The sequence below is a fragment of the Marinobacter sp. 1_MG-2023 genome (assembly GCF_030549045.1).
In the GTDB taxonomy this organism is placed as follows: domain Bacteria; phylum Pseudomonadota; class Gammaproteobacteria; order Pseudomonadales; family Oleiphilaceae; genus Marinobacter.
Genome location: NZ_JAUOST010000002.1, coordinates 333,775 through 358,576, shown reverse-complemented (window position 1 = coordinate 358,576; position 24,802 = coordinate 333,775). Strand labels below are relative to the sequence as shown.

Annotated in this window: 25 protein-coding genes; 23 read left to right on the top strand and 2 right to left on the bottom strand. The window is 54.4% G+C overall.

Annotation, left to right across the window (positions count from 1 at the left end):
• Window positions 1-90 precede the first annotated feature (90 nt).
• The 23 genes from Q4606_RS07800 (at window position 91) to flhB (ending at window position 22,376) form a co-directional block, all read left to right on the top strand.
• On the top strand, window positions 91-1,449 hold the full coding sequence (locus tag Q4606_RS07800; RefSeq protein WP_303607176.1) for a DUF1329 domain-containing protein: 1,359 nt from the start codon (window positions 91-93) through the stop codon (window positions 1,447-1,449).
• Window positions 1,450-1,537: 88 nt separating this feature from the next.
• A complete protein-coding gene (locus tag Q4606_RS07795) occupies window positions 1,538-1,891 on the top strand; it encodes an SOS cell division inhibitor (RefSeq protein WP_303593588.1) in 354 nt (117 codons plus the stop codon).
• A 70-nt stretch (window positions 1,892-1,961) separates the two neighbouring features.
• Complete coding sequence (locus Q4606_RS07790; RefSeq protein WP_303607175.1) at window positions 1,962-3,416, top strand: sigma-54 dependent transcriptional regulator; 1,455 nt, start codon at window positions 1,962-1,964, stop codon at window positions 3,414-3,416.
• Window positions 3,417-3,800: 384 nt separating this feature from the next.
• Entirely contained in the window at window positions 3,801-5,039 is a 1,239-nt protein-coding gene (locus Q4606_RS07785) for a PAS domain-containing sensor histidine kinase (protein WP_303607174.1), read from the top strand.
• A gap of 12 nt (window positions 5,040-5,051) precedes the next feature.
• Entirely contained in the window at window positions 5,052-6,509 is a 1,458-nt protein-coding gene (locus Q4606_RS07780; protein ID WP_303607173.1) for a sigma-54 dependent transcriptional regulator, read from the top strand.
• 441 nt (window positions 6,510-6,950) lie between these two features.
• Window positions 6,951-7,319 (top strand): flagellar hook-basal body complex protein FliE, encoded by a 369-nt coding sequence (gene fliE, locus Q4606_RS07775; RefSeq protein WP_303593580.1) that lies wholly within the window; start codon window positions 6,951-6,953, stop codon window positions 7,317-7,319.
• Between the two features lie 15 nt (window positions 7,320-7,334).
• Window positions 7,335-9,044 carry a flagellar basal-body MS-ring/collar protein FliF gene (fliF, locus tag Q4606_RS07770; protein ID WP_303593579.1) on the top strand — a complete coding sequence of 570 codons (1,710 nt, stop codon included), beginning with the start codon at window positions 7,335-7,337 and terminating at the stop codon, window positions 9,042-9,044.
• Window positions 9,037-10,080: a flagellar motor switch protein FliG gene (gene fliG / locus Q4606_RS07765; RefSeq protein ID WP_303593578.1), complete on the top strand. Its 1,044-nt coding sequence runs from the start codon at window positions 9,037-9,039 to the stop codon at window positions 10,078-10,080. Before fliF ends, fliG begins: the two co-directional genes overlap by 8 nt.
• Window positions 10,080-11,009: a flagellar assembly protein FliH gene (locus tag Q4606_RS07760; RefSeq protein ID WP_303607172.1), complete on the top strand. Its 930-nt coding sequence runs from the start codon at window positions 10,080-10,082 to the stop codon at window positions 11,007-11,009. Before fliG ends, Q4606_RS07760 begins: the two co-directional genes overlap by 1 nt.
• On the top strand, window positions 10,990-12,390 hold the full coding sequence (gene fliI / locus Q4606_RS07755) for a flagellar protein export ATPase FliI (protein WP_303593574.1): 1,401 nt from the start codon (window positions 10,990-10,992) through the stop codon (window positions 12,388-12,390). Before Q4606_RS07760 ends, fliI begins: the two co-directional genes overlap by 20 nt.
• Window positions 12,390-12,833, top strand: coding sequence for a flagellar export protein FliJ (gene fliJ, locus Q4606_RS07750; RefSeq protein ID WP_303607171.1), 444 nt, complete (start codon window positions 12,390-12,392; stop codon window positions 12,831-12,833). Before fliI ends, fliJ begins: the two co-directional genes overlap by 1 nt.
• A 123-nt stretch (window positions 12,834-12,956) precedes the next feature.
• Window positions 12,957-13,262 carry an STAS domain-containing protein gene (locus tag Q4606_RS07745; RefSeq protein ID WP_303593572.1) on the top strand — a complete coding sequence of 102 codons (306 nt, stop codon included), beginning with the start codon at window positions 12,957-12,959 and terminating at the stop codon, window positions 13,260-13,262.
• Between the two features lie 24 nt (window positions 13,263-13,286).
• Window positions 13,287-15,014 (top strand): SpoIIE family protein phosphatase, encoded by a 1,728-nt coding sequence (locus Q4606_RS07740; RefSeq protein WP_303607170.1) that lies wholly within the window; start codon window positions 13,287-13,289, stop codon window positions 15,012-15,014.
• Between the two features lie 32 nt (window positions 15,015-15,046).
• Window positions 15,047-15,403, top strand: a complete 357-nt coding sequence (locus tag Q4606_RS07735) for an Hpt domain-containing protein (RefSeq protein WP_303593570.1) — start codon at window positions 15,047-15,049, stop codon at window positions 15,401-15,403.
• A 142-nt stretch (window positions 15,404-15,545) separates the two neighbouring features.
• A complete protein-coding gene (locus Q4606_RS07730) occupies window positions 15,546-16,691 on the top strand; it encodes a flagellar hook-length control protein FliK (RefSeq protein WP_303593569.1) in 1,146 nt (381 codons plus the stop codon).
• Window positions 16,692-16,865: 174 nt separating this feature from the next.
• Complete coding sequence (locus Q4606_RS07725) at window positions 16,866-17,375, top strand: flagellar basal body-associated FliL family protein (protein ID WP_303607169.1); 510 nt, start codon at window positions 16,866-16,868, stop codon at window positions 17,373-17,375.
• Between the two features lie 65 nt (window positions 17,376-17,440).
• Window positions 17,441-18,439 (top strand): flagellar motor switch protein FliM, encoded by a 999-nt coding sequence (fliM, locus tag Q4606_RS07720; protein WP_303593565.1) that lies wholly within the window; start codon window positions 17,441-17,443, stop codon window positions 18,437-18,439.
• Window positions 18,432-18,932 (top strand): flagellar motor switch protein FliN, encoded by a 501-nt coding sequence (gene fliN / locus Q4606_RS07715; RefSeq protein WP_303593563.1) that lies wholly within the window; start codon window positions 18,432-18,434, stop codon window positions 18,930-18,932. Before fliM ends, fliN begins: the two co-directional genes overlap by 8 nt.
• 43 nt (window positions 18,933-18,975) lie before the next feature.
• On the top strand, window positions 18,976-19,377 hold the full coding sequence (gene fliO, locus Q4606_RS07710) for a flagellar biosynthetic protein FliO (protein ID WP_303594345.1): 402 nt from the start codon (window positions 18,976-18,978) through the stop codon (window positions 19,375-19,377).
• A gap of 8 nt (window positions 19,378-19,385) precedes the next feature.
• The gene (fliP, locus tag Q4606_RS07705) at window positions 19,386-20,150 is read left to right on the top strand and encodes a flagellar type III secretion system pore protein FliP (RefSeq protein WP_303594343.1); all 765 of its coding nucleotides are present in this window, start codon (window positions 19,386-19,388) and stop codon (window positions 20,148-20,150) included.
• Window positions 20,151-20,177: 27 nt separating this feature from the next.
• Window positions 20,178-20,447, top strand: a complete 270-nt coding sequence (gene fliQ / locus Q4606_RS07700) for a flagellar biosynthesis protein FliQ (RefSeq protein WP_303593561.1) — start codon at window positions 20,178-20,180, stop codon at window positions 20,445-20,447.
• A gap of 3 nt (window positions 20,448-20,450) precedes the next feature.
• Entirely contained in the window at window positions 20,451-21,236 is a 786-nt protein-coding gene (gene fliR / locus Q4606_RS07695) for a flagellar biosynthetic protein FliR (RefSeq protein WP_303607168.1), read from the top strand.
• Between the two features lie 3 nt (window positions 21,237-21,239).
• Window positions 21,240-22,376, top strand: coding sequence for a flagellar biosynthesis protein FlhB (gene flhB / locus Q4606_RS07690; RefSeq protein WP_303593559.1), 1,137 nt, complete (start codon window positions 21,240-21,242; stop codon window positions 22,374-22,376).
• A gap of 448 nt (window positions 22,377-22,824) precedes the next feature.
• On the opposite strand, the gene Q4606_RS07685 is transcribed toward flhB, so the two are convergent.
• Both Q4606_RS07685 and upp read right to left on the bottom strand, forming a co-directional pair.
• On the bottom strand, window positions 22,825-24,081 hold the full coding sequence (locus Q4606_RS07685; RefSeq protein WP_303607167.1) for a uracil-xanthine permease family protein: 1,257 nt from the start codon (window positions 24,079-24,081) through the stop codon (window positions 22,825-22,827).
• A gap of 2 nt (window positions 24,082-24,083) precedes the next feature.
• Window positions 24,084-24,722, bottom strand: a complete 639-nt coding sequence (gene upp, locus Q4606_RS07680) for a uracil phosphoribosyltransferase (RefSeq protein ID WP_303593557.1) — start codon at window positions 24,720-24,722, stop codon at window positions 24,084-24,086.
• Window positions 24,723-24,802: the final 80 nt, after the last annotated feature.

The window sequence follows — 24,802 nt, the reverse complement described above, 5'->3', positions numbered from 1 at the left end:
TAAAACACAAACATTCACTTGAAACGGCTGTTTGAATTTGGGAAAAAGCAGCATTGAATTTTGGGTTTTCGATTGTCTGGAGGGTTTGAAATGCGGGGCCAAGTTGTCGCATGTGTTGCAGTGCTTTCGCTCGGGTTTTCCGGGCAGGCGCTGTCAGGAGTATCGTTAGCGGAAGCAGAACGGCTCAAGCAGGATCTGACGCCGGTTGGTGCCGAGCGTTTGGCCAATGCCTCTGGCAGCATTCCCGAATGGACAGGTGGGCTGTCAGAAGCACCTGCAAGCTGGCGCAAGGGTCAGGTGGAGACAGATCCGTTTCCTCAAGATGAGACGTTGTTCGTAATAACATCGAACAATATGCACCTCTACAAGGATAAGCTCTCCGAAGGCTCTCTCCAGATGCTCCGTCAGTATGGCCCGGATTTTTTCATGCCGGTTTACCAGACTCGTCGCACAGCGGCGTTTCCGGAGCATGTGTACGACAAATTCTACGAGAACGCTCTGAGCGCTGAAGTACTGGATAACGGAAATGGTGTTCGCAACACGATCATGACCAGTCCGTTTCCGATCCCCGCAAACGGGCTCGAAGTTATATGGAACCATATTCTGCGTTACCGTGGTGAAGAGGTCTCGTTCCGAAGTGGCTCAGCCACGCCTCAGGTGGACGGTTCTTTTAACCCGGTAGTAAATCAATACGATTATTACTTTGCTTACAGCAAGAAGAATACAGAACTTGCCGATATCGATAACAAAATTTTCTACCTCAAGACCGATACGATCTCGCCCTCAACATTGGCAGGTACTATCACGCTTGTGCACGAAACACTGGATCAGGTTCGCTCGCCGCGTTTAGCCTGGCGCTATGATTCTGGATCTCGGCGCCTGAGGCGTTCTCCGAACCTGGCCTATGAGACAGATTTACCGAACTCGTCTTCTCTGCGTTCTGTTGACCAGAAAGATATGTATAACGGTGCTCCCAACCAGTATGACTGGGTTTTGAAAGGTAAGCGTGAGCTCTTTGTTCCTTATAACGCTTACAAGTTACACGATGAAGATGTCAGCCCGGATGATGTGATTCGCGCCGGTCACATTAACCAGCAGCTCACACGTTATGAACTACATCGGGTGTGGGTAGTTGAGGCAAAGCGTCGCACTGGTATCAAACATATCTACGACCGTCGTGTGTTCTATGTAGATGAAGATAGCTGGCAGATCCTCATGTCCGAAGAGTATGACGAAAACGGTGATTTGTGGCGGGTTTCCGAAGCTCACAATATCAGCTATTACCAAGAGCCTGTGTTCTGGACTACTATGGAGATGACGTACGACCTCAAGTCGAAGCGTTATTACATTGATGGTCTGGATGACAATTATCCGGCCTACGATTACAACCCCGGTTTTCGTGGCAGTGAGTTTACTGCTTCCTCTGCGAGAAGGGCTGCTCGCCGCTGATTGAGCTGTAGCGGTATGGAGCGCCGGCAATCGCTGGCGCTCCTCGGGGTCGTTCGTTCTTCATCTCTTTGTGCAAGGAGAAAACGTCATGGCCGACGCTCAAGATACTTTTCACTCCGATCCGCAGGCCTGTCTGGCAAGTTTCGATCAACTTATGGCGAAACTGGGTCGCGCTCTGGCCAAAGAGGACTGGGATGCTCTGGTCAGTCTCAACTCCGGGATAAAGACCACTATAGAGCCCATGATGGTTGCGCTTGAGGCTGGGCAGGTAGAACCGGAGCCCGTCCGGACACGGATTGAAGAGTTGCGTCAGTTTCTGGACGCAGCCGGAGAAGGTGCCGCTCGGTCCAAAGCTGAAGCGGAGCTGGCTCTAAAAGGCATGAACCGTAACCGCAGTGCAGCCAAGGCCTACCAAAATATTTCAACGTCTCGACCTAAATAGTGTCATAAAATTGACTCTACTGGCTTTACCGTCTTAAATACCGCACAAATCCCCAAAGAGATTCTTGTGAATGTCCAAAAATAACAAGGTTCTGGTGCTGAGTGAGGATGAGTCGAGGCTTCATGACTTGGCGACGATCCTGGAATTCATTGGCGAAGAGCAAGTGGTTGCAGGCGATGATGCCTGGGCGCTCCTTGAATCTGGAGATCAAGAGAGTCTTGCGGACATTTCCGTTGCCATCGTTAACGGTGTCGACACCGGTGTTGTAAAGACGATTGAATCTCTTTGTCGGGCTGCCCAGGGTGTTCCGTTGCTGGTGGTGGGTGATCCCGAACTGAAAGGCCTGGCGGAGACAGATTCTGCCCGCATAATTGCCCGCTTGGAATGGCCTCTGCATTACACGAAGTTTGTAGATTCACTTTATCGCGCTCAAATTTTCTATGATCAGTTCCGGCGCTCAAAGGAGCGGGGCCAGCAGCGTGGTCTGCAGTTGTTCCGCAGTCTGGTGGGTACCAGTCGCAAGGTTCAGCAAGTTCGCCAGCTTATGGAACAGGTTGCGGATAAGGATGTGAGCGTTCTGGTTACCGGGCCGTCGGGGACCGGCAAAGAAGTTGTCGCAAGAAACCTTCATTATCACTCTTCACGTCGTGACAAGCCGTTCGTGCCCGTTAACTGCGGCGCCATTCCCGCAGAGCTGCTTGAGAGCGAGCTTTTCGGGCATGAAAAGGGCGCGTTCACTGGTGCAATTACGGCGCGAGTCGGCCGTTTCGAACTGGCAGAAGGGGGCACCCTGTTTCTGGATGAGATCGGCGATATGCCGCTCAATATGCAGGTAAAAATACTTCGTGTGCTGCAAGAGCGGACATTCGAACGGGTGGGCAGTAACCGGACAATTTCTGCCGATGTGCGTGTTATCGCAGCGACTCACAAGCACCTTGAGGACATGATTGAATCGGGTGAGTTTCGAGAGGATCTCTACTATCGATTGAACGTTTTTCCGATTGAGGTACCGTCATTGCGGGATCGGGTGGAGGACATTCCACTGCTGATCAACGAGCTGATTTCCCGCATGGAGAAGGAAAAACGCGGTTCCTTACGCCTGAATTCGGCGGCGATCATGAGCCTGTGCCGGCACGACTGGCCGGGTAATGTTCGTGAGCTGGCGAATCTGGTTGAGCGGCTGGCAATCATGCATCCTTACTCGGTAATCGGGGTGCAGGAATTGCCAAAGAAGTTCAGGTATGTAGATGATTTCGATGAGAATCGGCCGGTTGAGGATTCGGGGATGCCTTCTGGTATTCCTGGCCTTGTGGGACTGGATTCTCCGGCTTTATTGCCAGTGAATGGTATTGATCTCAAGGATTATCTTTCGAACCTGGAGAGGCAACTGATCCAGCAGGCTTTGGACGAGGCAGGGGGGGTAGTTGCTCGGGCTGCGGAGAAGCTGCGGATTCGGCGGACTACGCTTGTGGAGAAGGTTCGGAAGTATGGGCTTCGGGAAGAGGAGGAGTCTGAGGAGTCCTGACCAATTACAGTTAGGTGGCGGCGTGGTCGCGGTGGTGCGGGACTGGGGAGGTCTTTTGAAAAAGTGCCGTACAACTCGCTTCGCTCAGACAAGCGGCCCTTTTTAAAAAGACCTCCCCAATCCCACCTGTACATATTTTATTGCCGCTGCGGTGTCTGATTTTTATTCTGTTGCTGGTTGTGACAATAAGACGTCAAGGGTCCCAGGCCCTTGGCGTTTTTTTCGTTACGGGCGACGTAAAACTGTCGTTCACCTTTCTGTTGCTTTTCTTAGCTTCTGATATTTATGAAAAAATATGAGTTGGCACGAAGCTGGCTTAGTGGCTTGTAAACGAATCATCCTATGGGTGTGGTCCGATGTAACGGACTGATCGGGAGTCAGGTTATGAGTCAGGCACAGTTTGTCATTTCATCAGCAGAGCATGAGGCGCGGGCCAATGCAGCGGCGGATGCTAACGATAAGGTGAGGGCGCTGTTTCCGCAGCAGAATGATGAGGCGGTGGATTCTGCGTTAGAAATGTTCAATCAGATGTCTAGGCAGATCACCGATTCCTATCGCACTCTGGAGTCTCGGGTTAATCAGTTGTCCGGCGAACTGAGCCAGGAGTCTTTACAGCGCCAGCAGGAGCTGGAAGAGAAAGAGCAGTTGGCTGACCGTCTCTCTACGCTTCTGAAAGCGCTGCCAGCTGGTGTGGTGGTTCTTGATAGTCAGGGGGTTGTGTCGCAGAGCAATCCTGCGGCTATCGCGTTATTGGGTGAACCGCTGGACGGTGAGCGCTGGGTGGATGTGATTCGCCGCTGCTTCTCGCCACGCCGGGATGACGGTCATGAGGTGTCTTTGAAAGATGGACGCCGTGTGAGTATCGAAATTCGTACTATGGATAACCAGCCAGGCCAGTTGATTCTGCTTACCGACCTGACGGAAACCCGTCATTTGCAGTCGCAACTCGCTCATGCCCAGCGGCTTTCGGCCATGGGCAAGATGGTGGCTTCGCTTGCGCACCAGATTCGTACGCCCCTGTCTGCAGCCATTCTTTATGGTGGCCATTTGACGCAGGATGACCTGGATGAGGAGATGCGCCAGCGCTGTGCCTCGCGCCTGATGTCCCGGCTTACGCATCTTGAGCAACAGGTGCGGGATATGTTGATTTTCGCCCGGGGCGAAACCCGGCTGGCGGAAGAGCTGTCTGCAGAAACGCTGGTTTCGGCTCTGGAGTCTGCCCTGGAAGGGATTAAGACCGCTGCCGGTGCTGATGTGATTTTGAGAACCGACCTGCCGGAAGATTGCCGGCTGTTATGTAACCGGGATGCGCTGGTCGGAGCCTGTACCAACCTCGTGAACAATAGTGTTGAAGCGGGCGCCACTGCGGTTGTCGTGCAGGTTGTATCAGAAGCTGGTGAGCTGTTGATTCGGGTTATGGATAACGGCCCGGGGTTTGGCAAGGCTGAAGCAAGCCGGCTATCTGAAGCTTTTTATACCACTAAATCCCATGGTACCGGGCTTGGCCTGGCGGTTGTGCAGGCGGTTGTTAAGGCCCACCAGGGTAAATTTTTTATTGAGTCGCCAGAGCAGGGTGGTGCTGTCGCTACTCTGCGTCTGCCGCTATTGCATAATAAAGTCTGATCGGAGGCAACCATGGCCAAGGCACAGATTCTGATTGTTGAAGATGATCGTGACCTGCGCGAGGCGCTGGTGACTACCCTGGAACTGGCGAAGTTTCGCGTGCGCGAGGCCTCGAATGCTCACGAAGCCCTGGCACGGCTTGCAGAAGCTCCAGTTGATATGGTGGTCAGTGATGTCAATATGCCCGGGCTTTCCGGTCATGAGTTGCTGAGCGAGGTGCAACGCCTGCATCCGGGGTTGCCGATGATGCTGATCACGGCGTACGGGCAAATCAGTCATGCGGTTTCTGCGATGCAGTCCGGTGCGGTGGATTATCTGGTTAAACCGTTTGAGCCGAAGGTGCTGGTTGATGCAGTCACCAAGGTAGTGGGTGGTAGCCGTCAGAAATCCGGCGATGAGCCCGTTGCGGAGGATCCAGCCAGCAGGCGTGTTTTCCAGTTGGCAGCCAAGGTGGCTGGCAGTGAATCTACAGTGATGATCTCCGGGGAAAGTGGGACCGGCAAAGAAGTTTTGGCACGGTATATTCATCAGCAGTCGCCTCGGGCAGATCAGCCCTTTGTTGCTATTAACTGTGCAGCTATTCCCGAGAATATGCTTGAGGCGATCCTGTTTGGCCATGAGAAAGGTGCCTTTACCGGAGCGGTTGCATCTGCACCAGGGAAGTTCGAACAGGCTAATGGCGGAACGATTCTTCTGGACGAAGTGTCTGAAATGGATCCGGCATTGCAGTCCAAGCTGCTTCGCGTATTGCAGGAGCGGGAAGTTGAGCGGGTAGGAGGGCGCAAAACCATCGCGCTGGATGTTCGTGTGATTGCCACCACTAACCGGGATCTGGCCGATTTTGTGCGGGAAGGGCGATTCCGGGAAGATCTCTACTATCGGCTTAGCGTATTTCCTATGCACTGGCAGCCGCTGCGAGAGCGCCCACTGGATATCCTTCCGATGGCAATGTCGCTGCTTAAAAAGCACTGTCGCAAGATGAAGCTTACCGGCATCAGCTTTGCTGCTGATGCCCGCAATGCGCTGATGCAACACTCATGGCCTGGTAATGTAAGGGAGTTGGATAACGCCATCCAGCGATCATTGGTTTTGCACCAGGGTAATGTGATTCACGTTGACGACCTGTGCCTTGATATTGGTACCAGCCGACGTTTCGATGGCCTTGCCGAAGCACCTATGGCATCTCCTCGTACTTCCGAGCCCTTTGACGAGGCGTATACGCAATCCGCTGAGCAAGCTGCAGTTGGTGAGGCGGATGCCCTGGCACCGGCATCGATCGAAGCCGGCTCGCTTGGTGATGATCTACGCCAGCAGGAGTTCCGTATAATCATTCAGACACTCAGAAATGAGCGCGGGCGTCGTAACAGGGCAGCGGAGCAATTGGGCATCAGCCCGAGAACTCTGAGATATAAACTGGCCCAGATGCGTGAAGCGGGCATTGATCTGGATGCAGAGTTAGCGATTGCGTGATGAGTTCTTCAGTAGTCTTTTTTTGTAGTGATCCTTGATTGTAGTAGCTCTTTATCGTAGTACCCCTTCATTGCGGCACCCTTCATGGGTGCCTTTTTTTATGTGCTCCAGTGCGGCGCGCACTCTGATCAGTTTTGCGCCAGTCTCCGGAAATCCTCGTTCTTTGGGGTTGTAGGGCACCTATCCTCATCGTGCTAACAACTTTATCCACAGGTATTGTGGGTAACCTTGATGCTTGGATATTCCAGTTCTGAGTCATCGTAAAATCGCCCATTTGCTTCTGTCAAAACCTTGTCGGTAGAGATTGGTTTTGGTTTGGAGTCTCCTTTAACTATCTGTTAAACATTAAAAAAATAATTTTGGCCTGACCATTGCTTAGTTTTAACTATTACAGTCAGTCCAGCAATCCTGCCTCTAACGGGGTGGTGTCAGGAGAAATTTATGGTTCAGCGTGCCGACATCAACAGTGTACTGTCCGATATCCGTTCACTGCGTTCACAAATGATGCAGAACCAGCGTGTTGAGCAGGACCAGTCGGTGCGTGGCCGCATTGATGGACCGCGTCAGGTTGACCAGGCCCGGGAGACATCGAATTTTGGCGATATGCTCGGTAAGGCTGTTAATAGTGTCAATGAAGTTCAGCAAAATGCCAGCGAGCTGCGCACGGCATACGATATGGGCGACCCCAATGTGGACATCACTCGGGTGATGATTGCTGCCCAGAAGTCTTCTGTGTCTTTTGAAGCCTTGACCCAGGTGCGTAACCGCGTGGTCAGGGCTTACGAAGACATCATGAATATGCCTATCTGATAACGGAGCACAGACATGGCCAGCGTTCCCGCCGAAACTACCTCAAACATGCCAACCGCTCAAGATGGTGCTGGCTCCGACAGCAACAGCGATTTGTTTCTGGGGTTTAACCGATTGAACCTTCTGCGCCAGGTTGGCCTGATGGTCGGCCTCGCTGCCAGCGTTGCGTTGGGTGTTGCGGTTGTGCTCTGGGCTCAGGAGCCGAATTACCAGCCAGTCGTGGGCGACTTGTCGGCTTACAACCCTCAGGATGTCACCACTATCCTCGATAGCAACGGCATCGATTACAAAATGGATACGCGTTCAGGCGCCTTATTAGTGCCTTCCGATCAGGTCTACAATGCGCGGCTCAAGTTGGCTGCTGAAGGCGTAACAGACCAGAAAACCATGGGCTACGAGCTTCTCGACAAAGATCGCGGTTTAGGTACATCGCAGTTCATGGAAACCGTAAGCTATCGCCGTGGTCTCGAGGGCGAACTGGCGCGAACCATCAGCAGCATGCGTGGCGTTCGTGGTGCCAGGGTTCACCTGGCGATTCCAGAGCGCTCCGTGTTCGTGCGGGATGCCAGAGATCCTACAGCCTCGGTTTTTCTCGAAGTCTTTGCCGGTCGTCGCCCCGAGCAGGAGCAAATTGCAGCGATTGTGAATCTGGTTGCCGGCAGCATTCCGATGATGAATAAGGATCACGTAACGGTAGTTGATCAGAACGGGAACCTGCTTACCGGGAAAGAAAACCGGGGTGATGGCGAGCGCATGCAGGATCAGTACGATTATACCTCGCGTCTGGAAGAGGGGCTGACCCGCCGCGTTTCCTCGTTGATTGCTCCCATTGTGGGCGAAGGTCGGTACCGGGCAGAAGTGTCTGCGGACCTGGACTTCTCGTCTGTGGAGCAGGCCGAAGAGCTGTTTAATCCCGAACAACAGGCCGTTCGCAGTGAACGTGATCTAACAGAGCAGCGCGTTGCCGGGTTCAATGGCGGTATACCCGGGGCCTTGTCCAATCAGCCTCCTGCAGATGCAACAGTGCCTGAACAGGCGAACGCACAAGCGGGCGATGCTGATGAAGGCGCGCCGGCGGCCCCACCGGTTAATGTGCGCACGGAATCTACCCGAAACTATGAGATGGATCGAACGGTCAGCTACACCCGGCAGGAGTTGGGACGCATAAGGCGTGTGACCGTCGCGCTCGCAGTCGATGATATGAAAGTGGTTAACCCGGAAACCGGCGCGGTAACTTATGAGCCTTGGCCCGAGCAGGAGTTGCAACGCCTGAGTATGCTCGTACGCGATGCCGTCGGCTATTCCGCCGCACGCGGTGACAGCGTGACCGTAATGAACACAGCGTTTGCTCCGGAAGAAGCATTTGAGTTTGAAACCCCGGGGTTCTGGGAACAGCCCTGGTTCTGGGACCTGATGAAGCAGGTACTGGCCGGATTGGTTATCCTGGTACTCGTGCTTGGCTTGCTGCGTCCGACGCTGAAGAGCCTTTCCGGTGGTGGGCGTCGTGAGCGCGACGATGAAGCTGGCTCCGCAGGCTATGACGGGTACGACGACGTTGGCGGCAATGATGCTTTGCGCCAGGCGATGTCTTCTCAGGATGACTTGCTTTTGCCCGGCGCTACAGATAGTTATGATAGGCAGCTGAATGCTCTTAAAGGCTTGATTGCCGAAGACCCGGCGAGGGTATCTCAAGTAATGCGCCAGTGGGTGAATGTTGATGACTGATCAATCCAGGCAGTCGGGCGGTGATACGCCCCAAAAACCTGCGCGGAAGATTCCGCGGGTAGAGCAGGCTGCGATCTTGCTGATGTCTCTGGGCGAAGCGGATGCCGCCGAAGTGCTCAAGCATATGGGCCCGAAAGAGGTCCAACGGGTAGGCGTTGCCATGGCCCAGATGAAAGACGTTAGCAAAGATGAAGTGACCTACGTATTGAATCAGTTCGTGGACGCTGTGGGTGGCCAGACCGGACTGGGCGTTGGCAATGACGACTACATCCGCGCCATGCTCACTCAGGCTCTGGGTGACGACAAAGCCGCCAGCCTCATTGACCGCATTCTCATCGGCGGCAATACCACCGGGTTGGATACGCTCAAATGGATGGAGCCAAGAGCGGTTGGTGACATAATCCGCTATGAACACCCACAGATTCAGGCCATTGTTATCTCATACCTTGATCCTGATCAGGCGGCTGAAATTCTCGCAACGCTGGATGAGAAGGTGCGTCTCGATGTCATGATGCGGGTTGCTTCGCTTGAAAGCATTCAGCCCCAGGCTTTGCAGGAACTGAACGACATTTTGGAGAAGCAGTTCTCCGGAGGAGCCTCGGCCCAGACCAGCCGGATAGGCGGTGTACGGCGTGCTGCGGATATAATGAACTTTATGGACCGCAGCATCGAGGGCACTCTGTTGGATTCGATCAAGGATATGGATCCCGATCTGGCCACCACCATCGAAGACCTCATGTTCGTATTTGATAACCTCAAGGACATTGATGACAGAGGTATTCAGGCATTGCTGCGTGAAGTGTCGTCTGAAGTGCTTGTAGTCGCTCTGAAGGGTGCCGATGATGCGGTTCAGGAAAAGATTTTCAAGAACATGTCCAAGCGCGCTGCCGAGTTGCTGCAGGATGACCTTGAGGCGAAGGGCCCGGTGAAGGTCAGCGATGTGGAAGCTGCCCAGAAAGACATAATTACCATTGCCCGTCGCATGGCTGAAGCGGGAGAAATTACGCTTGGCGGTGCCGGTGAAGAAATGATGTGATGAAAGACTCCTCCAACGATTCCTCCAGAGACACCAGCCGCATTCCCAAGGAGCAGTTGACTGCCTATGAGCGCTGGGAACTTCCGTTACTGGATGCCAGTGGCAATGAGGTTGCGCGTGAAGAGGAGCGGGATGTCAAACCTCTGACGGCAGCTGATCTTGCGGAAATTCGTCAGGCGGCACGGGAAGATGGCTTTAACGAAGGCCGGGATCAGGGGCTGCAGGAGGGGCGGGCTGAAGGTTACGAACTGGGCCACAAGGAAGGGCTGGAAACCGGCCTTGCCGAGGGAAGGGAACGGGGGCAGGCTGAAGGCTATGACGAAACCCGTGCGGAAGTAAGTGCAAGCCTGGATCGCCTCGAACCCATACTGGAAGAGCTGTTGTTGCCCATCCGAAAACATCAGGATGAACTTGAAACCTCGCTACTCAATCTCACCATGGTCCTTGCTCGCGCCGTTGTTTACCGCGAGCTGACTATCGATTCCTCACAGATACGTCAGGTGGTACGCGAGGCCGTAGAAGCTCTGCCTTCAACGGCGGATAACGTCCGGATTCATGTTCATCCGGACGACTTCAGTGCGGTTCGCGATGTGGCCGAGCGTTTGGAGGCAACAGCTTCAGTTGTGGAGGATAGTAAAGTGTTACCTGGCGGATGCCGGGTTGAAACCCGTAACAGCCTGGTCGACTTTACCGTTGAAAAACGCTTTCAGCGCGCTGTCCAGAGTATGTTGGAACGGCAGACGGATGACGGTGAAGTGGGTGAGGCTGAAGAGCTGAATGCCATAATGGATGATCTGACGGACTTCCAGAGGGATGTGTTGAGTACGCCGGGTCACTCCCCAAAGGACGACGCTGTCGAAAGCACTGGCAAAGATTCTGACGAAGATGATCCCACCGAAGGTGAGCGTGATGACATCCTCCCTGGCTGACCGTCTGGATCGATACAAAGCTTATCTGCAAACTGATCCTGAGCCAGAACTATCCGGGCGCCTGACCAGAATGGTAGGGCTGACGCTGGAGTGCGTTGGATGCCCCATGGTGGTGGGCGACCGCTGTGTGATTAAAGGCCAGGGTGCCGGAACGGTTGAAGCCGAGGTTGTAGGTTTTGAGGATGACAAGGTCTACCTAATGCCCCTGACCGCTATCGAAGGCCTCAAACCGGGCGCCAGGGTGGTTCCCTTATCTGCCGCAAGCCGTGTTCCTGTTGGCCCTCTTATGCTGGGCCGGGTGGTCGATGGCAGTGGCGAACCTCTTGATGGCAAAGGCCCGCTTCAGGCCGAATCCAGAGTTCCGCTTACGGGAGAGATTATCAACCCCCTCAACCGTGCTCCGGTAAGGCAGTCCATGGATGTGGGTATCCGGGCTATCAATGCCTTACTGACCGTTGGTCAGGGGCAGCGTCTGGGCCTTTTTGCTGGCAGTGGCGTTGGTAAAAGTATGCTGCTTGGCATGATGACCCGGTTCACGGATGCCGATGTCATCGTGGTAGGGTTGATAGGTGAGCGGGGCCGGGAGGTCAAGGAATTTATAGAGGACATTCTGGGCGAAGAAGGCCTCTCCAGGTCGGTTGTGGTTGCCGCGCCAGCGGATGACTCCCCCCTTATGCGCCTGCGAGCGGCCATGCTGACTACCCGTATTGCTGAGTATTATCGGGACAAGGGCAAGCGCGTTCTGTTGCTGATGGATTCGCTAACCCGATACGCACAGGCCCAGCGTGAGATTGCGCTGGCGGTTGGTGAGCCACCGGCCACCAAAGGTTATCCACCTTCCGTATTTGCTAAACTTCCGCAGTTGGTTGAGCGCACCGGCAATGGTTTGCCCGGAGGTGGCTCCATCACCGCATTTTATACCGTTCTCACCGAAGGTGATGACCAGCAGGACCCGATTGCGGACGCTGCCAGGGCAATTCTCGATGGTCACATTGTACTTTCTCGCAGGCTTGCAGAAGAAGGACATTACCCAGCTATCGACGTGGAAGCTTCCATCAGCCGGGTTATGCCACAGGTTACCGAAGCTGAGCACTTTTCCCGGTCGCAGCGTTTCAAGCAGGTCTATTCCCGCTATCAGCAGGCCAGGGATCTGATCAGCGTAGGTGCCTACGTGAAGGGCTCCGATCCGGAAACTGACTTCGCTATTACTCATATCGGGAATATGCGCCAGTTTTTGCAGCAGGGCCTGAACGAACGGGCCTCGCTGGCCGAAAGCATCGAAGGGTTATTGGCTGTGGTTCCCGAGCGCCGTTCGCCGGAGCGTCGCAAGTCAGCCGTTCCGGACCCGTCCGCCATCAACACCAGTAGAGGTGCCGGTTAATGTTGCGCTCGCAACGTCTGGCCGTAGTGCTCACGGTGGAAGAGCGCAAGGAGCAGGCGGCACTCGAGCGGATGGGTAAAGCCCGCGAAATCATGGAGCAGCACAGCAGCCAGGTCGAAAACCTCAACCGCTATCAGCAGGAATACCGGGATCAGATTCGTGGCAGCCAGCATGGTGTGGTTCAGGTCAGTCGTTTACAAGCCTGGCAGGCATTTATAGCTCAGCTTGACCAGGTTATCCTGCAGCAACAAAAGCAGCTGGATCAGGCTGAAGCCGTGTTCGAGTCCCGCCGACTGGAGTGGCAGCAAGCCTGGGAGCGTCGGCGAGGGATGGAGAAATACATCGAAACCTGTCGTAAGCAAGAGCAGGTCGCACAGGACGCGCAAGAACAGAAACTGTCCGATGAAGCCGCAGGCCGGGCTTTTTCGCGGCGTCGTCGCTGAATTTGTGCGGAATCAATGGTGATGCCATGCAAACTGACTGCGCTGAGCTATCCTTGTAAGAACTTGGGCGGCTTCAAAACGAGCCGCTGAATCTTGAAGTGAATACCACCGGAGGTTTTGCGGATGCCTATCCATACCCGCCGCAGTCACGACGGTCAGGCTCTGATTATCAGAATTGAAGGGCGCTTCGATTTCAGTACGCATCAAGCCTTTCGCGATGCTTACGAGCATGGCGGAACGGATGTCCGCAACTATGTTGTGGATTTGTCCGATGCAACCTATCTCGACAGCTCAGCCCTCGGCATGCTTCTGTTACTGAGGGACTATGCCGGGGGTGACAATGCCAGTATTGCTATTGAGAACTGCAATAACGATGTCCGCAAGATTCTGACCATTTCCAATTTCGAGCAACTTTTCACCATTCGGTGATTGCTCAGGCCGCCGGAACCTTTCATGGATGAGCCTGCTGTAGAAAGTGGCCCGCTGAAAATCCTCATAGCAGATGACAGCGACAGCGATCGGCTGATATTGAAAACACTGTTGCGACGCCTCGGCCATTTGGTGCTGGATGCAGCCAATGGTGAGGAGGCTGTTGCGCTTTTTCGCTCCGGCGCACCGGACCTCGTTCTTTTGGACGCGATGATGCCTGCAATGGATGGCTTGGAGGCAGCGCAGGAGATCAAACGACTTGCCGGTGAGCGCATGGTTCCGGTGATTTTTATTTCCTCGCTATCGGAAGCGGAAGATCTGGCCCGGTGTCTTGAGGCAGGTGGCGATGGCTTTCTCAGCAAACCCTATAACCGGGTAATGATAAAAGCCAAAATCAACGCGTTTAACCGGATGCGCCTGATGCATCAGGCCTTGTCGGATCAGAGAGACCTGATGCATGAACGCAATCGGCAACTGCTCGAGGAGCAGTATGTGGCGCGGCGAGTCTTTGATAACGTTGCTCACACTGGCTGTCTGGATGCACCCAACATCCGCTATCACGCGTCTCCTCTTTCGGTTTTCAGTGGTGACGTGCTCTTCGCTTCGCCTCGCCCTGCTGGTGGAATGCTTGTTTTTACTGGTGATTTTACAGGCCATGGCCTACCAGCGGCTATTGGCGCCATGCCCGTTGCAGAAACATTTTATGGCATGGCAAGCAAGGGGTTTGATGGCTCCGATATTCTGCAGGAGATCAACCAAAAGCTCGTACGCATTCTGCCGAAGGATATGTTCTGCTGCGGAACGATGCTTGAGGCGGACTTCACACTCAGCCAACTGAAAGTCTGGAACGGTGGTCTGCCCGACGGATGGCTGGTGCGCGCCTCTGGGGAAGGGTTTAGCTTGCCATCACGCCACTTGCCGCTAGGGATACTTAACGCTGATGAGTTCAATGCTGATATGGAGATCATCAGGACCCTGCCTGGAGACCGTCTGATACTGATGACGGATGGTGTGCTTGAATGCAGCAGCGAGGAGGGTCAGCCTTTTGGAGAACAGGGGGTGCGGCGTGCAGTCGAGAGTGCTGCTGCCGGGCAGCACCCATTCGATGCTCTTATGAACGCAATACAAGGTTTTACCGGGCGCCAGAAATTCGGAGACGACCTCACGCTTTGCTGTCTGGAAATGGTTGATCAGGAGGGACTGTCGGCGCTGCCCGAGGGAACTGCGCCTTCTACGCTCGCCGGGCCTACTGAGTGGAAGTGTGTTTATGAAATCCGGGAGCGCACCTTGGGGGAGTTCAGCCCCCTGCCACTTCTGTTGCACATCTGTATGGAGGTACCCGGGCTTCGGAGAAAAAGTGGAGAAATTTATACCCTGCTCTCAGAACTGTACAATAACGCTCTGGAACATGGTGTACTTGAGCTACCTTCAGAGTGGAAATACACTCCGGAGGGATTTGGCCGCTATTATTCTGAGCGTACCGCACGTTTGAGCATGGTGAGTGGCCATTACATCCGGTTCAGTTTTCATCACGAGCCCAAGCAGTGGGGCGGTCGGTTGAGGGTTGTGTGTGAAGATAGCGGCCAGGGGTTTGACTTCGAGAATCACCCGGTTCTGCAAGCCACGGAGATGGCGCAGAGTGGGCCCCGATATGCGGGGCGCGGATTGGTTCTGCTGAAACGGCTGGCTGAATCCATCAGGTTTCATGAACAGGGGAGCCGGGTGGATATTATTTATGACTGGTACTTTTAATCGGCATTTATACAGGAACAAGGGAGTTGGTCATGGTTGATAAACCACACCTTGATAAAGAAGCTTTGGCAGAGCTTCGAGACGTAATGGAAGATGAATTCGAGATGCTGATCCAGACCTACCTTGTCGATTCGAAAGAGCGAATTGATAGCCTGAAGGGGGCTGCGATGGCTGGGGATTCAGACGCGTTCGCTAAAACCGCCCACAGTTTCAAGGGCAGCTGCATTAATATCGGGGCGCCGCGCCTTGGAGAACTTTGTCGGAATGCGGAAAAAATTGGGCAGAATGAGAATCTGGCCGAAGTACCGCCCGTTCTCGAAGCAATTGAATATGAATTTCAGCAGGTTACCGAGGCATTTGGTGCTCTGATGGAGCGCGGAACAGGATAGGAACTTGGGGCCTTGGTAATGGCGGGCCTGGCAGAGACGGTGGCTGGCATCGCTTTTGCAGCTATTTGGGAAACAGCCTGAAAATCAGCTCTGAAACGGACTGAACAGTGCGACTTCCGATCAAAAGCGGCAAGAGGTTGCCATGACACAGATGGTTCTTCCCCAGACTCCAGCGCCCGGGGCTCAGAAAGATGCCGGCGCACCGAAACCTGATTCTGCTCGAGATAGTGGCGCGGATGAAAGCCGGTATGAAGCCGTCTCCCGTGCGGAGCAGAAACGTCTCGACAAACGGCAAGCCGACGCCAGAAACTCCGAGCGCCAAGAAAACTCGCAATCAGCAACTCGGGCTGATTCCGCGAGCAAAACCGCTGAAGCGGGCAAGCCAGATAAGCCGGCTTTGGCAGGCAAGGACAAAGCGGCTGATAAGCCTGGGGCTGGCAAGAATGCAGAGCCAGCCACTGAAATGGAAGCCGTTACAACTCCGCTGACCTTTGCGGAATTGCAGGCTCTGTTATTGCCTGCGGCCAGCCAGGTTGGGGTCGCTGGCAGTGCCGGAGGTACTGCTACGAGCAGCCCGGCCACTGAGCTTTTTGCCGGGCTTACGGGCGGTAAGCCAGGCCAGACAGGTCAGCTAATGAATGTCGGTAATGGTGGGGCAGTGGCTGGACTGCAACTGACCGACGCGCTTATGCCGGGTTCTGGAGAAAGTGCCAGAGTCGCTGATACCTCCAGCCTCTTCACCGGCACTCGATTGGAAGCTGCCATGGAGCTGGTTTCTCAACAAAGCACCCATAGTTCCGCCGGCAAGCTTGCAGCCGAAGCCCAGGTGCCTCTGAGGAGCTATGCTACATCGGTTGATGTTCCTGTAAACCATGCAGAGTGGGGTGACAAGCTGATGGGGAAGCTTAGCTGGCTGACAGCCAAAAATCTGTCGGTAGCCGAGATTCACCTCACTCCGCCTGACATGGGGCCTATGGAGGTGCGGGTTCGTGTTCAAAATGAGCAGGCTAACATTACCGTTCATGCGGCTAACCCGGTGGTGCGGGATCAACTTGAATTGCACTCGCAACGCCTGCGAGACATGTTGGGCGAACAAGGTCTTTCACTGGCTCAGTTCGACGTCTCTGATAATTCACAAAACCAGCGTGGAGAGCAGGGTTCAGGTGACGGAGAAAGCGCATCGTCGGGTTCAGGCGCAGAGTTCGCATCTGCAGGCGGAAGCGACATGGATAATCAGAGCGGCAGTCTTGACCTGAGCTGGAATGGCGCGGTTGACATTTTTGCCTGAATGGCCGAACCACCCTGCTGAGCGTTCCTCGCCAATCTGCTTTGCCCATCCCTTCATGCAACGCTAAACTGCGGTTCTTAGCGGGAGGAGTGGGCCTTCTGGCCCGCCCTTTGCAGTCAATCTCTAAAAGTCATGGAAAAGCATTTTCACTGACGGATTTCTGGCGAAAACACTATGGCAGAAAATAGCGCACCTGAGGCTGCACCGGCCAAGAAAGGTAAACTGAAACTGATCATCCTCATTACGGTGGGGTTGATACTGGCCATTGCCCTGTCGGTTGCGGGCACCCTGTGGTTTCTTGGTGGCGGATTGCCTGGAATGGGTGATGACACTGAAACTGAGGAAGAGGTGGCGGGTGAAACCTTCTCTCCAACTGTCTATCTGGAGATTGAGAAAGCCCTGGTGACAACGGTACAAGGTGAGGGCCGTCAGCGTTATGCGCAGGCCTATGTGGCTTTGGGTGCAACTGATCCACAAGCGCTTACCGCAGCCAAGCTACATTTACCTTTGATTCGAAGCCAGTTGGTTATGGTGCTTGGTAGCAGCGGCTTTATCGAACTGCAGACGCCCGAGGGTCGGCAAGGCCTGGCGGAAACTATGCTTGCAACGGTGAACGAGGTGCTGGAGCAGGAGGGCGAGCCCGGCGTCAACCAGGTTTTGTTCAGGAACTTTGTAGTTCAATAAAGAATACGACAACGGGTGTAACAGCCCCCTGATTTGGGCAAGGCTTTTCAGCGGCAGGACAAAGTATGCAGGATTTACTGTCACAGGACGAAATCGATGCGCTCCTCCACGGCGTGGATGACGGTGACATTGATACGTATGAAGAAGCTGACGAAACCGGTGTAAAAAACTACGATCTGGCTAGCCAGGATCGCATCGTCCGCGGCCGGATGCCGACACTGGAGATGATCAACGAGCGTTTTGCGCGTTACACTCGCATCAGTCTGTTCAATCTTCTACGCCGCAATGCGGATGTCTCCACCGGTGGCGTCCAGATCATGAAATTCGGCGAGTACATTCACACTCTCTATGTGCCTACCAGTCTGAATCTGTGCAAGGTTCGCCCCTTGCGCGGCACATCCCTGTTTGTTCTGGACGCCAAGCTGGTGTTCAAGCTGGTGGACAACTTTTTCGGGGGTGAAGGGCGGCATGCCAAAATCGAGGGTCGGGAGTTTACGCCCACAGAAAACCGAATTGTTCAGATGGTGCTTAACCAGGTTTTCAAGGACATGCAGGAGGCTTGGCAAGCAGTCGTCAACGTCGATTTTGACTACCTGAGCTCCGAAGTAAACCCCGCGATGGCAAACATTGTCAGCCCCAGCGAAGTGGTGGTTGTCAGCACCTTTCACATTGAACTGGATGGCGGCGGTGGTGAGTTGCATTTTGCCTTGCCCTACTCAATGATCGAGCCAATCCGGGATGTTCTTGATTCTGGTGTACAGAGTGACGTAGATGATGTGGACGAGCGTTGGGTCAATGCGTTGCAGGAGGATATCAGAGAGGTAGATGTTCCAGTTAACACGACCGTTTGCCGCCGCAGGATTTCCTTGAGAGAGATCGCCAAGCTTAAAACCGGCGATATTATTCCCGTAGAGGTGCCTGAGTATCTGACCGTAACTGCCAATGGTATTCCCGTGTACAAGGCAACCATGGGAACACGGGACGGAAAACTGGCGCTTAGAATTCATGAGCGGGCGACGCGGCCCAAGTTAAAAAAACAACCGAAGGTAGGACGCAATGGCTGACGACAAAAAAGACGGTCAGGAGCTGAGCGAGGACGAAAAGCTGGCAGCCGAATGGGAGGCTGCCATGGAAGAGACTGGTGAGGAAGGGGCAGAAGAGTCCCGGGATGACGAGTGGGCCGAGGCTATGGAAGAGGCCGGGGAGAGCGGCGCTGGCGCTAAAAGCAATGTGCGAACAGCCCCGATGGAAGAGTTTGATGAGGTTTCAGCGTCGACTCAGGCTAGCGGGCCGCCACCGGACCTTGACGTCATTCTCGACATTCCTGTCAGTATTTCCATGGAGGTGGGGAATACCCAGATCCCCATTCGTAACCTTCTGCAGTTGAACCAGGGGTCGGTTATCGAGTTGGACCGGTTGGCCGGTGAGCCATTGGATGTTCTGGTCAACGGCACGCTTATTGCCCATGGCGAAGTTGTTATGGTTAATGAAAAGTTCGGTATTCGTCTGACCGATGTCATCAGCCCCGGCGAACGCATCAAACGGCTGCAGAAATAGAATGGTGATGAAAACCGCGGGTCTATTCTTGCTGCTTGCAGCCATGCCGGTGCTTGCCGAAGAAACTTCCAGGGCAGTGGAGGGGAGCCCTGGGCGGGCACCGGACACACTTGGCACTCTGTTCAGCCTCGGTGCCGGCCTGGTTGCAGTGATCGCCGTGATATACGGTTGTGCCTGGATTATCCGTCGCATGAACGGGATGACGGGTATGAACAATAATGCGATCAAAGTTGTGTCTGTAATGGCGATCGGCGCTCGCGAACGGATCGCTCTGATTGAGGTGGGCGGGCAGCAGATTCTTTTGGGCATTACTCCATCGGCTATCCGCACGCTGCAGGTATTTGAAGAGCCAATCGTGGATGCGAGCAACCCGAATTCCGGAGATTTTGCCCGCCGTCTGCAAGGCATGATCGGTAAATCCTGGACAGCCCCGAACAAGGAATGAACAGGCCCATGATGGTGGCAACGCTTAGACAACTCATCCCGCTGTCTGTTCTGCTCGGCGGCCTGTTCTGGGCGCCGCTGGCACTTGCAGACCTGCCAGGCATCCCGGCGTTTACCGTACAGCCAGGTGAAGGTGAGGGTGTTGAGGAATACTCGGTAACTCTGCAGATTCTGGCGCTGATGACCGCGCTGACGTTTTTGCCGGCTATGCTGATGATGATGACATCCTTCACCCGCATCATCGTGGTGTTTGCGATTCTGCGCCAGGCGCTCGGCCTGCAGGCAACTCCCTCAAACCAGATACTGCTCGGCCTGGCCCTGTTTCTCAGTATTTTTATTATGAAACCGGTCCTCGAGGAGGCCAATCAGGTCGGGTTACAGCCTTATCTTCAGGAAGAAGTTACATCGCTGGAGGCGGTTGAGCTCGCCAGCCAGCCCTTCAAGAAGTTTATGCTGGAACAGACCCGGGAAGATGACCTGGCGTTGTTCATGCGTATCGCTGACGTTCAGTACGATACCGCACAGGATGTTTCCTTCTGGATTCTTATGCCTGCGTTCGTGACCAGCGAACTCAAAACTGCGTTCCAGATAGGGTTCATTCTGTTCATTCCGTTTCTGATAATTGACATGGTGGTCGCCAGCGTCCTGATGGCAATGGGTATGATGATGTTGTCACCCATCATTATCTCGCTACCATTCAAGATAATGCTGTTTGTTCTGGTGGATGGTTGGGCCCTGATTATGGGCACTCTGGCCGCCAGTTATGGAATATAGTCCGGTTATGGGAAAGGGGAGCAAGTCATGACTCCGGAAACCGTTATCGATATTCTGCGGGAAGCCTTGTGGATGATTGTGCTCCTGGCTTCTGTCATTATCGGGCCGGGGCTGGTTATTGGTTTGGTGGTAAGCACGTTTCAAGCTGCCACTCAGATCAACGAACAAACGCTCAGTTTCCTGCCACGGCTGCTGGTCACGCTCATTGTTATTATCGTGATGGGGCCATGGATGCTCACCAAACTACTGGATCATGCACACCGGCTTATATCCAGCATTCCCTTCCTGATTGGCTGACCTATGATCCCTGCCGAACTCAGTGCAGACGTGCTCGGCCAGTGGGTCGGGCAGCACCTCTGGCCATTGTTTCGTCTGGCCAGTTTTTTGATGGTTATCCCAATTTTCGGTACCCAGCTTGTGCCCGCCCGGGTGCGCCTCGGGCTGGCCTTGCTAATGACCATCCTGATTGTCCCCATGATCCCGGAAGTGCCGCAGGTTGAAGCCCTGAGTGCCGATGCGGTAATCATTACTTTGCAGCAGATCCTGATTGGTGTCGGGATGGGCTTTGCGTTGACAGCCCTTTGGCAGCTGTTTGTCGTTGCTGGTCAGATGATCGCGATGCAAATGGGTCTCGGCTTTGCGTCCATGGTTGATCCGGCCAACGGTGTTAACGTACCTGTGCTGTCCCAGATCTACACCATCACTGTGACTTTGCTGTTTCTTGCGATGAACGGCCACCTGGTCGCGTTTGAAGTGTTCATTGAAAGTTTCCGATCCTTGCCCATCGGAATGGAAGGCCTGGGCCAGGCCGGAGTATGGGAGCTCGCGCATCGCATTAGCTGGATGTTCGCCTCCGCCATGTTGCTGGCATTGCCGGCCGTGACCGCCGTGCTCATTGTGAGCATTTCCTTTGGCGTAATGACTCGGGCTGCGCCCCAGATGAACATCTTCGCACTGGGCTTCCCGATTGGCCTGATTTTTGGATTGTTTGCTATATGGGTGCTGCACGCCAATTTTCTGCCGCACTTCGAACAATACACACGGCAGACCTTTGAGTTCATGAGGGGCCTTCAAGGACAACCCTGAAGCATGGCAGAAGAGAACGACAACAGTCAGGAAAAAACCGAAGAGGCTACCCCCCGAAGGCTTGAAAAAGCGAAGGAGGATGGCCAGACCGCCCGATCAAAAGAGCTGGCCACCATGGCCGTACTGATCACTGGCGCCGGTGGACTCTTGGTGTTCGGAACCCATCTGGGTGCTTCTCTGGAAGCTATCATGCGCGACAGCTTTACGCTGGAACGTTCTGCGATCTTCGACACCCGGCATATGAGTATTCAGCTGATGGCGTCTGCGAAAGAAGCTGCCTGGGCTCTTTCACCCATTCTTGCACTGCTTCTTGTTGCCGCTATCGCCGGCTCGATCGGTATTGGGGGCCTACTGTTCAGCGGCAAAGCCATAGCGCCCAAACTTAACCGCATGGATCCCATTAAAGGGCTGGGGCGGATGTTCTCCATGCGCTCCTTGATTGAGCTGGTCAAAGCCATTGCCAAAGTTAGCCTGGTTATGGCGTTGGCAATTCTCATACTGAACCTCCGCACCGAAGACCTGCTCGCCATCGCCGAAGAGCCTGCCGTCCCTGCTATGGAACACGTGCTCTGGACACTGGGCTGGAGCTTCTTTTTGCTCTCTTGCGCCACCATCATCATCGCGGTGATCGACGTGCCGTTCCAGATTTTTGATCATCAGAAAAAACTGCGAATGACCAAGCAGGAAGTCAAAGACGAGTACAAAGACACGGAGGGCAAACCGGAGGTTAAAGGCAAGATCCGCCAACTCCAGCGCGAAATGGCTCAGCGCCGCATGATGCAGGATGTACCCACTGCTGATGTTGTTATCACCAACCCGACTCACTACGCCGTCGCGCTCAAGTATGATTCCAACTCTATGGCTGCCCCTGTGGTCGTCGCCAAGGGCAATGATGAAACGGCTTTCAAAATCATGGAAATTGCTCGTGAGCATAAAGTCGAGATCCTCCGCACGCCGCCTCTTACTCGCGCTGTTTACCACAACAGCGATATAGGCGATGAAATTCCCGACGGGCTGTACATGGCCATTGCCCAGGTGCTGGCCTACGTGTTCCAGCTCCGGCAGTTCCGCAAAGGGCGTGGGCCCAAGCCGGGGATGCCTGATTTACCGATTCCTTCTGACCTGCGTCGGGATATTTAGTTTGGTCCCTAGCTTTCTGGTTTTGGGGGAGGAGTGATGGTGGGTGGCCTTTTCAGGACACGCTACGAGCCCATCCATGGGCGCTTGACGGTGGCCGTCCTTGGCCACCGACAGTCCTGAAAAGGCCACCCACCACCACTCTTTCAGCCTCACGATATCGCTGGCAATACTTGCTAGCTTTAAGAAGTAAGCACTCTATGTACTTGCTTTATTTTGCGATATCGAAAAGCTCAGGTAGCTGTTATGCGGAGCCTCCTCCCAAAAATGTCGGTGGCCATGGACGGCCACCGTCAAGCCCCCATGGATGGGCTCGTAGCGGTTTTTGGGAGGAGGCTCCGCATGGCAGCCGGCACCGAGACTATCAGGCTACAGAAGACGAGGGCACACAGAGGGAAGGAGAACTGCCACCAGTGCCCGAAGACACCAGTGGCTAGCATTAACGTTTTAGTCAGTCTTCTTTGTGCTCGTAAATAGCCTTGCCCCATGCCTCGCGGCTGCCCGGAAGTATCAGGTTGAGGATGATGGCCGCTACCGCACACAGGGCGATACCTTCAAGGTGGCCCAGAACCATGCCGCCGATGCCGAACACCAGAGTTACACCCACGATAACCAGGTTCCGCGCCTGAGATAGGTCAACCTGATGGCGGATCAGAGTGCTCATGCCTACAACGGCAATGGAGCCAAACAGCAGGCACAGGATGCCACCCATAACCGGAACAGGGATTGTCTGCAGGACCGCGCCGAACTTGCCTACAAAGGCCAGAACGATCGCTGTACAGGCCGCCCACCACATAACCTTCGGGTTGAAGTTACGAGTCAGCATCACCGCACCAGTTACTTCTGAGTAGGTTGTGTTTGGTGGCCCGCCCAGCAAAGCGGCAGTGCTGGTAGCCAGGCCGTCGCCCAGCAGAGTGCGGTGCAGGCCCGGTTTTTCCAGGTAGTTTTTGCGGGTAACGTTACCAATCGCCAGGATATCGCCAATGTGCTCAATGGCTGGCGCAATAGCCACCGGGATCATGAACAGGATGGCGCCCCAGCTGAATGCTGGCGCTACAAAGTTGGGAACCGCAAGCCAGGCTGCCTCCTGGACGGGGGTGGTATCCACAATGCCGGCGAATGCAGACAGGATATACCCAACTATTACACCAAACATGATCGGAATCAGGCGGAAGATACCCTTGGACCAGACTGATGCAATGATGGTCACCGCCAACGAGATCATTGCGATCCACAGTGCCGTTTCCTGCGGAATCAGTTGTACCGCACCATCGCCGGTGCGGCCAGAGGCCATGTGGACGGCCACGGGTGCCAGCCCAAGGCCGATCACCATGATGACGGGCCCGATAACCACTGGAGGCAGAAGGCGGGTTACGAACCCGGTACCACGCAGGCGTATCGCACCGCTGAGCAGGACATAGAGAATACCCGCTGCCATCAGACCGCCCAGAGTTTCTTCAAGGCCGAATTTGCCTTTGGAGGCGATAACCGGCGCGATAAACGCAAAAGATGAGGCCAGGAAAATCGGAATCTGACCACCGGTCACAATGTGAAATATCAGCGTGCCTACGCCGGCAGTAAACAGGGCAACATTGGGATCAAGCCCGGTAATCAGCGGCATCAGCACCAATGCGCCGAAAGCTACCAGCAGCATCTGGGAACCGGCAATCGCCTGCTTCCAGATGGGGTCTTTGGTGTGACCTTCCATTATCAGACGTCCTTCTGCTTGGTGCCGAAGATCTTGTCGCCGGCGTCGCCAAGCCCGGGGAGGATATAACCTTTCTCATTCAAGCATTCGTCCACAGATGCTGTGTAGATAGACACATCGGGATGCTTATCCAGAACATTCTTTATACCTTCGGGCGCAGCTACCAGTACGAGAGCGCGGATCTCAGTACTTCCGGCCTTTTTGAGCACGTCGATGGTGGAGATCATTGAGCCTCCGGTCGCAACCATAGGATCAACAATCAATGCCATTCTCTGGTCCAGTTCACCTACCAGTTTTTCCAGGTAGGTATTGGCTTCGAGAGTTTCCTCATCGCGGATCTGACCAACCACGCTCACCCGGGCAACAGGGATCAGGCTCAGCACACCATCGAGCATACCAAGTCCGGCCCTCAAGATCGGGACGATCGTAATTTTTTTACCGTGGATCTGCTCCACGTTAACCGGGCCGGCCCAACCTTCGATGGTCTTTTCCTGCAGGTTGAAGTCTTTGGTAGCTTCGTATGTGAGCAGCGAACCAACTTCCTGCGCCAGTTCACGGAAGTTCTTGGTACTGATGTCTGCACGGCGCATCAGGCCGAGTTTGTGTCTGATCAGGGGGTGTTTTACCTCGTGGATCGGCATGGGCTCACCTGTTTTGGGTCTGATGGTGTTGGATTGAAGGTGCAATTTTGCGATTGAGTGGCGCAAGGATACCGCATCTT